Origin of the sequence: Jeotgalibacillus sp. S-D1, assembly GCF_004358665.1 — a bacterium.
GTDB lineage: Bacteria > Bacillota > Bacilli > Bacillales > Jeotgalibacillaceae > Jeotgalibacillus.
Map to the genome: position 1 here is coordinate 405,221 of NZ_SMZR01000002.1, position 10,377 is coordinate 415,597.

Genomic DNA, 10,377 nt, shown 5'->3' on the forward strand with positions numbered 1-10,377 from the left:
GAACCCCTCCCACAAACCTATTTATTAAGCTCTTTATTTACTTTTTCTGTGACATTTTCTAATAGCTCTTCCGGTGTTCCATTCCCTCGTGTGGCATTTTCTACTGCACTAGCTAGTTCATTCCAATAAAGCGAACCTTGCGTCATAACAGGTCTATTATTAGAAACAGGCAATATTTTAACAAATTCCCCTAAAATCGGGTCTTCTGTATAACCAAGCTCTTCATTCACAGAATCGATAACAGAGAAATCTCTAGCAATTTCACTAAATATTTTTTGTCCTTCCTCCCCGCTAAAGAATTTCATAAATTCCCATGCAGCTTCTTTATTTTCCGCACCTTTTGGTATGACTACAGACCACCCCCCTGACCAGGTAGTATGATTTTCACCATTTGGCGTTGGCATTGGGAAAACTCCATAGTTTAAATCAGGATTGAACTTTTCTATTGCCGAAACTTCCCACGGTCCACTTACCTTCATACTTAATTGGTTCGTTAAGAAAGGATCCATTGCTCCATCTCCTTGTGAATCAGTAAAACCAGCAATGTCCTCGACATCATACTTTTGGGCAAAATCCGTCATCCATTGCAATGCTTCTACAATTTTCGGATCATTTGCAGTAACAGTCTTTGTTTCCGGGTCATAAAATTCTCCTCCAAAAGCCCAGCCCCAACCGTATAACCAGCCTTGTCCAAACCAAGGAATAAAACCAATTCTTTCGAATCGCTTGCCATCCTTGATCGTTAATTTTTCCGCGGCATCTTCTAATTCCGCAATTGTTTCTGGAGGATTGTTAGGATCTAATCCTACTTCTTTGAAATGGTCTATATTAAAATAAACGAGTCGGGAATCAGTGGAAATTGGCATTCCATACAATTTCCCATCATAACTGGCTTCCTCCCAAGCAAAAGGATAATATGTATCCTTGGTAATTCCACTTTCCTCAGCGAGTTCTGTTAAATCTTCTAACGAACCTTGATCTGCCCATGAGCCAATTTCAAATCTGTCAAAATAAGCAACATCAGGCGGGTTTCCTCCTGAGACAGCTGTAAGCAGTTTTTCATTTTGTCCTTCCCCTTGATTAGCAGTATAAACAGCCTTTATCTTGATATCAGGATTTTGTTCTTCAAAAGCTTTAATAACGGCTTCGGCAGCATCACCAGTAGTATCAGTTAATGAATGCCAAAAGGTTACAGTCGTTTGACCGTCTCCTGATCCACTTGAACCAGAACCCGACGAACAGCCTGCGAGTAGCATTGATAATATGAACACAAAAATAAATAACTCAAATTTCATCTTCTTTTTCCCTTTACTCATTTTAATCCCCCTTTTAATAATAATGGTCTAACTCCCCTTTGAAATGATGTGCAATCAATGATGCTTAGAATAATTAAAGCGCTTACATTTCTTATTAAAAAATATAAAAGACAAATAACTCAAATGGTATAACAAGTATTACTTGATATACTAAATGGTATATTAGTAGATTAACGTCATATATAGTATATGTCAACATAATTTATTATAATATCCTGAATATTTAAAATTATTATTAATTCCTGATTGTCTTTCAGGTGATGCTTTTTAACGATGACTAAATCAACTCAGTGTAAATAAAAAAAACAATCCCTATTTTTAAAAGGATTGTTTACTTTTTATTATTTTTTGAATGCCCTAAATTCCGCCTGCTCATTGTGGACTTACCTTCTACTAAAGCGAACTCAATAGCGGTGTGTTTTGGTATTTTTTCACCTTGTATTAGCTTCAATAAAAACTCCACTGCCTTCCTTCCCATTTCTTGCTCATTTTGATGTATATGTGTAAATTCCGCTTGATTAAAAATGTCTTCTGGAGAATCAAAACAAACAATTGAATAATCTTCAGGGATTTTTTTTCCTAAATCTTTAATAACCCTTAAAAGTATAAGCGCTAAGTCATATTCACAAACATTAAAACCAGTTACAGTAGGATTTTCTATGATAAACTGTTTAACAGCTTCATAATCCTTTTTCTTCCCATCTATGCAATGATTTTGAGGTAAATTTGAAATAAGATTATTAAGGTGAAAGTTCGGGTTTAAGATTAAGCCTTTTTTAGAGTAGGCAAGATTAAAACCTTTTAATCTTTCTTCAATTGCAGATGTGCCATCAGGCGAAGACGACAAAAATCCAACATCTGCATGTCCTAAAGAAAATAGATAGTTGGTTAACACTTCACTTGCCTTCTGATTATCGGTGCATACTGAACTTGCCGGTATCCCCTTTAAGTAACGATCAATTAGAATTAACGGAAAATCCGCTAAAACCAGCTTCAACAACTCTACGTTATAGTTTTCACCATGAACTGGATGTATAATGAGTCCATCCACTCCGTAATCCACAAGACTTTTTATTGCATTCTCTTCTTCTTTAACGTCTCCTCCTGTCAATCGAATAATCAAGTTGCAATTATTTCGCATACACATATCCTCGATTGCTTTAATGAGGTTTGATCCGAAGGAATCTGAAAATCCAGAAATGATTAGCGCGACCAATTTAATATTCGAGGAATTATTCGGTTTGGAAAGATCAGTTTGATTTACGGTTGGATGATCTTGTGCAATGAAAGACCCTTTTCCCCTTATCCTTTCTATAATATTATTTTGGGCAAGTTTATCCAACGCCTTTTTGGAAGTAATTCTGCTTACATTAAATTTTTCGGCTAATTCCATTTCAGATAAAACTCTGTCACCCTTTTTTAACACTCCTTCTTTAATTTGCTCAATTATAGAGTTATAAATTTTTTCATATAGCGGAATATTCATAGTGGCATATCACCTTTATTTGTAGTTGTTATATTTGATATATAAAGCATACCATTTTCATTTTTTATGTCAATCCTTTATGCTTTAGACCAATGCTGTTGTCATCATTTCCCGCTACTATTATGACCTAACTGTATCCCAACAGCTGTAAAAAAATGTTCATTTGTATCCCTCCTACATTAATAATATGAGGAATTAGATTATAATTCTTGATATTTCTTGTGCTATTTGCTTAAAAGCAATTGTTTCATACTTTTAATTATCCCCATATGTAGATTTTCATGATTCATATGAAAAATAACCATATCACCTACTGTTCTTAAACCTAAGAAAGACGCTGGAAGTGGTGAATTGACGTATTTTTTACACGCCTTTTCTATATAAACGGGTTGTTGTTCCAGGTGCTTTATTATTTCATCCAGTGATGGAGGTTGCTCTGACCAACTTCCTGGATTACTGCCACTCGGAAATAGCAAATGATAAGACAGAGGCATTTGTCTCTTCTCATTAACAGCTGGAAACATTGTATTATCCCATCCTACTAAGATATGCCCGGCATTCCAGCGAATACTGTTATTATGACCCGGTGGAATTCGGTCTGCTATTTCTTCAGGAATTGTGCGTAGAAACTCTACAGTCCACTTACGCCACAATTTCATTTGTTCAAAAATTTGTTCATCAGTCATAACCCATCCACTCCTTTAACTTCAATAAATTAATCTACATCCCAATCAATTTCTTCATAATTCCCTCATCTGAAAGCTCCGTTAACAGCTCCACTAATTTTTCAATGGATGGTGGCTCTTCTTGACTAAACCAATAACGCAGCACACCGATCATGGCTGACAGGGCATATTCCAATGTGTATTCCAGTTCAAAGTCGTCTCTCGCTCCCTGGGCAATGAGGATTTCTTTGATCATGGGCTTCATGCTGGCTTTGATTTTGCCCTGAAAGGCTGGATCTCCCTGATCTCCCAGCAGGACCACCAGATATTTACTGTGGTGTGAAAACATGCTGACCAGTGCTTCAAGCGGAAATGGATCCTTTTGAGAGGACAGCTGCTGGACGGGCAGCTCTTGAAGATTGGCAATCAAACGCTCCTCTAATTGCTCCAGCACATCATACACATCTGAAAAGTACTCATAAAATGTAGAACGGTTATATCCCGCTCTCATCGTAATTTCCTTAATCGTTATCTTATCAATTCGCTTCATACAGTAAAGCTCCCAGAAGGCCTGGTTTAAATTTTGTTTTGTTTGCGCCGTAATTGCTGGGTTCTTTTTCATGCTTACTTCCCCCTTTGAATCTCCATTATCCGACATTAGAGGCAACAATGTCGGTTGATCCCACCTTTGATGCATCATACACTTATATCATACGACACGTTGTCGGATATTAAAAGGGAGGATGATTGAAAGTGCCAGCTATAGAAATTCAACAGCTTACAAAGAATTACGGAAACAATAAGGGAATTTTTGATGTTTCTTTTCAAATAGAAGAAGGTGAGGTATTTGGCTTTCTGGGTCCTAACGGTGCGGGCAAAACAACGACCATCCGTCATCTATTGGGATTCACTAAACCACAAAGCGGAAAGGCTGCGATTTTAGGCTTAGATACCTGGAAGCAAGCAAAAGAGATTCAGCAGCATCTCGGTTATTTACCTGCAGAAATTGCTTTTCCTGCAAACATGACGGGTACACAGATCATTCAGCATACTGCGAATATGCGCGGTCTACAGGATATGACGAAGGCTCATCAATTAATCGAGATGTTTGACTTGGATCCAACAGCACTCATTAAGCGAATGTCCAAAGGGATGAAGCAAAAGGTTGGGATTGTATGTGCTTTTATGCACGATCCGAAGATCCTGATTCTTGACGAACCGACGACAGGCTTAGATCCACTTATGCAATCAGTATTTGTAAAATTAATTCATCAGGAAAAACAAAAGGGGAAAAGCATTCTGATGTCGTCTCATCTATTTGAGGAAATTGAAGGGACATGCGATCGTATTGCGATGATAAAACACGGAAAATTAATTTCGACTATGAATTCTCAGGATTTTAAGAATTTTGATAGAACCACATATAAAATAACCTTTCGGGACCTTCAAAACCTTCAGGATTTCCAGAAAGAAGGGTTTATTCTTAGTGAAATACAAGAAGAAGCTTTGCATCTCACGTTAGAAATAGAGGACCTTCAGATCAATGAGCTGCTGAGGGCGTTATCGAAAAGAGATGTGATTTCTATACGGGAGATGGAGTATTCACTCGAAGATTATTTTATGAATTATTATAAAGAAGGAGACTACAGCCATGTTTAGTAAGCCCTTATTTATCCATTTAATAAAAACGAATGGGAAACTATTTTCCATCATCACAGGAGCCCTCATTTTATTAATTGGGGTTGTTATGAGTATTTTCACTCCGGAAACGATGCAGGAAATTGCCGAGGCAAGCATGGATGCTCCTGTAAATCCGTTAGGTGATATCACCACCCTCATTGCCTTTGTCGCCAATCAATATTTCGGGAATTTTGCCCTCATCTTTGGCATCATCTATTCGATTATTATGGGGAATAAGCTGATAGCCGACCAGGTGGATAAAGGAAGCATGGCTTATCATTTGTCAACGCCTATCACAAGAAGCCAGTATACGTTTACAAGCGCCGTTTATTTTGTGTCCTCCCTGGTGGTCATGTTCGGGCTGGTATTTGCTGCAGGGTATGGTGTAGCCGAGATCGTTCAACCCGGAGAACTGCCAGTCGCCAAATTCTTTGCGCTCACAGCAGGTTCTTTATTATTGCATCTGGCAATCAGCGGAATCACCTTTTTCGCATCCTGCTTATTCAACCGTTCAAGTCAATCTCTCGCCCTGGGTGCAGGTCTGGCCGTGTTTTTCTATGCAGCCAATATTCTATCTGGCATGAGTGACAGCTTGGAGTTCCTCAAAAACGTCACGATCATCACTCTCTACGACACAAATGCCATCGTTCAAAATGAAAGCTATGGGGGCCAATTAGTTCTTCTGGCGGTGCTAACCTTTGTCCTCTATTTCATTGGAATGCTTGTCTTTAAGCGGAAGGACTTACCGCTGTAATAGGGGTTAAGCACGGTGAAATGGCTTCTAACCCGGGATAAAAAAGTTAGTACACAGTAAGGTAGAGGAGCAGCGTCTTACATAGGCGTTGCTCTAACTAGGTTGGAGACCGAACGAGAGTAAGGTACCTCGGCTCCTATCAACTGACCAATTAATTAATGCTTAACTAACCGGAACCTTCCCTTTCAAATTACTAATTCTAAAAATTTCCACTGCATTAATTCCTATCCAACTCCCGACTAATGAGGAAAAAGGACTGAAAGAGTCCAATCTTGCAGAGTTAAAATCTATCACAAACAAAAACGCTGTAAAAATAATAGATAGAATACTGAGGGAGACAGCCCCTGTCATTCTTTTTCGCTTCCAGCGCTTCTCTCCCCAATGGTCTTTGTAAAATTCCTCCACACGCCTGATCGCCTTTGTACCAATTGTTTTTCCAGTTTTTAGCGTGTAGAACATCATAGCTGCAGTGAGCCAGAGTAATGCGCAACATAAGCCCCATAAGACGGAAAACGAAACACCGCTCTTCGCTAAATAAGCAAATAGAACTAAAAACACCAGCATGATAAGATTGAGTTGGACCAATTGAATCTTGTTCAGACGCATAACCTTATGTATAGTCCATTCTGTCTCAGCCATTTTATACTCCCTTTCACTTCTCTATGTTTTCCCCACATCTCAGTCGCTGAAGGCGGCGTTCATATTCCATGGGGAGAGGGTGAGCCTCTCCAAAGATCTGCGTTCTAAGTAATCAACTGGGACTTTCCTTCTTAAGTGTTTCATGCTGCTAATTTATACTATATTATGTACTACCCAACATCCGATAAATGGGAAACCTCTAGTATAGTATTCATACCCCAAATTAGTCTTCAATAACTCATATAAAATAGTAAACTCAATTGTATAGGAGAACTTTTCTCTGACTCAATTTTAACCACATGAAATCGTTCATAATGCTTAGAAGCAGTTTAATTCGATAACAAAGAAAATTGTTATTAGAAGGAATTTAAGAGTAAACATAGAATAATTAATTAGTCTAAAGTTCATTGATATAGACAATAGTTGTTAGAGGAGGCGTTCATTATGACAAATATAAAAAATTATATTATTAATGACTACATGGGGATAACGACTAATTAACAAAGTTTTTTAGCGTTTCCCCGAATTTGGAAGGGGAAATTTATGAGTACGGAAAACGTGAAAATTATAGAGCTAAATGCAGAAAACTGGTACGACTGTTGTGAACTAATGGTATCAGCTGAACAAGAAAAATATATGGAGCCCAATGCTATATCAATAGCTCAGTCTAAATTTGAACCTACATTAAAGCTTTATGCTATTTATGCAGAAGATAAGATAGTTGGATTTTTGATGTATAATTCTGTGCAAGAAGAACTTGATGGTTATTGGGTTTATAGAATAATGGTGGATAAGCAATTCCAAGGCAAAGGGATAGGTAAAGCGGCGACTAAATTAATGATTTCAGAAATGGCTAAATTACCTAATGTAAAAAGAATTGTCGTAGGTTATCATCCTGAAAACTTTGGAGCACATAATTTATACTCCAGCTTGGGATTTGTTGATAATGGGGATAGGTTCGGCAAGGAAATGGCAGTTATCAAAAATGTAACCGAGTGTTAGGTTAGAATCTTTCATTATGAAAGGGCCATTTTTTGGTCCTTTCTTATTGTAATTTGACAGGTGCTAGAGGTGAAGTGAAGATGAAGTTCATTGAGGTTGGGATAGGAAACTCATGGTTAATTAGGACTAAAACAGAGTTACAAGACGGGACGGAATATGAAGAAAAAGGGACAAAGGGGCCAATAAATTTTCATTCTTGGTATTTGAGAATATAGATTGGTAAAACAGTTCTAATAGCAGATTATAAAGAAGGTTTTAAACGACAAAAGAAAAAGCGTTCCGAATTCAAACTGATTATAGGCATAGTTAATAGTTAAATCTTGTTTTACTAATCAGTGCTTATGTACGTCTATACCCTAACTTTGAAAAGCCCAGGGCTATTTTTGGCTCTGAGCTTTTTGGGGTGCTAATTGTCTTACGAAAAGCAATGTTAAATTGAATTTGCTTCAAACAGAACATGTTATTAAACTATTATGTGGTTTTTTAAAATATGGTGAACGATAAACCTGACATCATTTGTGGAAGCTTATAGGTAGTAAATGTTAAAATTAGCCTTCAAAAATCTTAGAAGTAAGACAAATTCATTATAATTATATTTTTTTTACTAACTGTTCTGTTTTGTGCATTTCTTCAAGTACAGGATTATCATAATTACTACTGCTATCAATGTATGCCCTAGTGCCACCAATAATATGAAAGTCTGATGGGCTAAGCTCTGATAAATCCTTACTTTTTTCTACTATATCAAAAGCATTTCTATACCTTTTTATCAACAACTCTACCATTGAGTTAGGATTATGATGATTCTCTTCCTCTAACATAACAATAACCTTTTGAATTTGATCCTCTAATTCTGTAATTTTATTACCACTTTTATTTTCCATTAATTAACAACCTCTCGTTTTTTATTATCTACTACGTACACTACGCGTTTCTATTATCCATTCAGAAGGCCAGTTAAGAGGCATTAAAATTTGATCAGCCCCTCCTTGTAATATAGTACCAGATTCTGTGAATTGCTGTTCTACTTTCCCTATGTTTAGTATTTGTCCTTTCGGTACTCTAATAACTGCTTCAGAAGCTTTACTGTTACCCCAAGAAGGAACGAGCGCAGCGTCAATTTTTGCTTGAATCCTATTTTGAGCTGGCAATGTGCTAACAAAACCTCCTTCAGCTCTCGCTTTTCCACCAAATGTTCTATAGAAGATGAGCTCTTCATTTGTTCTAACCGTCCGATAAACGCCGTCTGTAAATGATTCTGCAATCCAACTTTGAAGTTCAGCCTTCTCTATAATAGTTACCTTATCATCTATCTTAGTAGAATATTTACTTGGAATAATAGCCTTATTTACTGTACTTAACTCTGATCTTTTTAATCCTTCTGTAAGAGAAGACTTCTCCACATCCATAACATTATATCTCTGCCCATTCGACATGACCACTTGTTCAGGTCTTACACTTTTATGAATATTGAGTGCAGCCATACGTTCACTAAGGGCTTTTAAACTCCCGCTCGTATTTCTCAACTGAGTTCTTACAAGTTGCGGACTAGCAGGAATTTTCTTTAAGACTGTTTTCATATCTTGGCCCACATAAGTTTTCCCTCGTAAAGCAAATGCACTGCCACCCAGCAACAGTCCACTTTGAAGCAAACTCGCATTCCGTTGCTGATCAGTAAGCTCATTACCCATAAGGTCACGCCCAATGATGTATTCACTCATCCCATTGGCACTGACAAGACCATATAATCCAAACTCGGACTTTTCAAGTGTAGTTAATGTTTTAGTAGATTTATAGGCATCTAAAGAATGAGTAGCTGCATTAACTCCTTTAGTCGTATTGTATACAGCTTTACCTCCTTTAAGGATCCTGCCTCCCCATCCAACGATTGGAATAAATCCGGCCGCTGCCAATGCTCCGGCAGTCGCACGCTGAGTAGCTGTAAGTTCTTCACCTGTAACAGGATCAATGCCTGTGGTTGCACGTTTGCTGTCGTAATACCCACTGATCTCTCCAACAAAAACAGTAGTCGTATCCCAAGCTTTTTCATACCATGGTCGGGCGTCAAGCTCTGCCTGTTTGGCCTGCGCTTCACGGACATCCTGCTGCTCCTGCTTATAGGTTATGTAATCCATGCTGCGTTCCTGAACCTCGTCCTTCACCTGATAGGGCATACTCGCTTCAAAAGCCTGCGAGTTAAAGGACATGGGCGTAATTTCACCGTTTTGACTCGTGGCATTCATCATCGCATCGACCAACCCTGCGATCAACATCTGCGATTCCTCTGACTGTGCATACTCACTTACCAGCGCGTGATCGTATTCTTCGACGGCTTCTACCGTATCCCAGCGCTTTTGTTTTGCTTCCTCGAGCGACTGCTCCACTTCCTCAGATGAATAAGCCTGAAGCGAAATCAAATCATTCACGCTCGTTAAAACATTCGCCAGATCCTTTTGCTGCCGTCTGACCAGCTCCGTCAACCGCACATGAGCCGTCTGCAGCTCGTTATCTAAAAACGGCACATCGATCGCCGTTTTGCCCCCGAGCTCCCGGTCATCCGCCATGGCACTCACATCTCTCATAAAAGCGATCTGCTGCTCAACAAACTGAATCCATGATTCCACGACCACACTCTGCGCCTTAAAAAATCCCTTAATGCGCTCGGCCGCTTTTCCTTCGAACGCTTCACCCAAAGCCGTTACTGCCACCATCTTTTCCTTCAACACCGCCAGCTGCTCCTTGAAGGTTTCATACTGACCAACCCTTTCCTCCATCGCATCCTGCAGCGCCGAAGCATCATATCGAATCGCTTGAGACATCGCTTCACTTCCTTAT

General features: G+C 38.6%; 10 protein-coding genes and 1 pseudogene. 4 read left to right on the top strand and 7 right to left on the bottom strand.

Going from position 1 to position 10,377, the window contains the following annotated elements; genetic code table 11:
- Positions 1-17: 17 nt before the first annotated feature.
- From E2R51_RS08965 to E2R51_RS08980, 4 genes are all read right to left on the bottom strand, one after another.
- Positions 18-1,316, bottom strand: a complete 1,299-nt coding sequence (locus tag E2R51_RS08965) for an ABC transporter substrate-binding protein (protein ID WP_240733025.1) — start codon at positions 1,314-1,316, stop codon at positions 18-20.
- A gap of 331 nt (positions 1,317-1,647) precedes the next feature.
- Complete coding sequence (locus E2R51_RS08970; protein WP_133376711.1) at positions 1,648-2,802, bottom strand: GntR family transcriptional regulator; 1,155 nt, start codon at positions 2,800-2,802, stop codon at positions 1,648-1,650.
- A 224-nt stretch (positions 2,803-3,026) separates the two neighbouring features.
- Complete coding sequence (locus E2R51_RS08975; protein WP_133376712.1) at positions 3,027-3,488, bottom strand: DinB family protein; 462 nt, start codon at positions 3,486-3,488, stop codon at positions 3,027-3,029.
- Positions 3,489-3,522: 34 nt separating this feature from the next.
- Entirely contained in the window at positions 3,523-4,089 is a 567-nt protein-coding gene (locus E2R51_RS08980) for a TetR/AcrR family transcriptional regulator (RefSeq protein ID WP_133376713.1), read from the bottom strand.
- Between the two features lie 131 nt (positions 4,090-4,220).
- Between E2R51_RS08980 and E2R51_RS08985 the strand changes: the two genes are divergently transcribed.
- Positions 4,221-5,126: an ABC transporter ATP-binding protein gene (locus tag E2R51_RS08985; RefSeq protein WP_133376714.1), complete on the top strand. Its 906-nt coding sequence runs from the start codon at positions 4,221-4,223 to the stop codon at positions 5,124-5,126.
- The gene (locus tag E2R51_RS08990) at positions 5,119-5,901 is read left to right on the top strand and encodes an ABC transporter permease (protein WP_133376715.1); all 783 of its coding nucleotides are present in this window, start codon (positions 5,119-5,121) and stop codon (positions 5,899-5,901) included. Before E2R51_RS08985 ends, E2R51_RS08990 begins: the two co-directional genes overlap by 8 nt.
- A 162-nt stretch (positions 5,902-6,063) precedes the next feature.
- On the opposite strand, the gene E2R51_RS08995 is transcribed toward E2R51_RS08990, so the two are convergent.
- Complete coding sequence (locus tag E2R51_RS08995; protein WP_133376716.1) at positions 6,064-6,540, bottom strand: hypothetical protein; 477 nt, start codon at positions 6,538-6,540, stop codon at positions 6,064-6,066.
- Positions 6,541-7,083: 543 nt separating this feature from the next.
- On the opposite strand from E2R51_RS08995, the gene E2R51_RS09000 reads away from it, so the two are divergent.
- Both E2R51_RS09000 and E2R51_RS09005 read left to right on the top strand, forming a co-directional pair.
- Complete coding sequence (locus E2R51_RS09000) at positions 7,084-7,542, top strand: GNAT family N-acetyltransferase (RefSeq protein ID WP_133376717.1); 459 nt, start codon at positions 7,084-7,086, stop codon at positions 7,540-7,542.
- 80 nt (positions 7,543-7,622) lie between these two features.
- A pseudogene (locus E2R51_RS09005) lies at positions 7,623-7,859 on the top strand (DUF3977 family protein).
- Between the two features lie 273 nt (positions 7,860-8,132).
- Here the strand turns inward: E2R51_RS09005 and E2R51_RS09010 are convergent.
- On the bottom strand, positions 8,133-8,426 hold the full coding sequence (locus E2R51_RS09010) for a hypothetical protein (RefSeq protein ID WP_133376718.1): 294 nt from the start codon (positions 8,424-8,426) through the stop codon (positions 8,133-8,135).
- A 24-nt stretch (positions 8,427-8,450) separates the two neighbouring features.
- The gene (locus E2R51_RS09015) at positions 8,451-10,361 is read right to left on the bottom strand and encodes a ribonuclease YeeF family protein (protein ID WP_133376719.1); all 1,911 of its coding nucleotides are present in this window, start codon (positions 10,359-10,361) and stop codon (positions 8,451-8,453) included.
- Between the last annotated feature and the right edge of the window lie 16 nt (positions 10,362-10,377).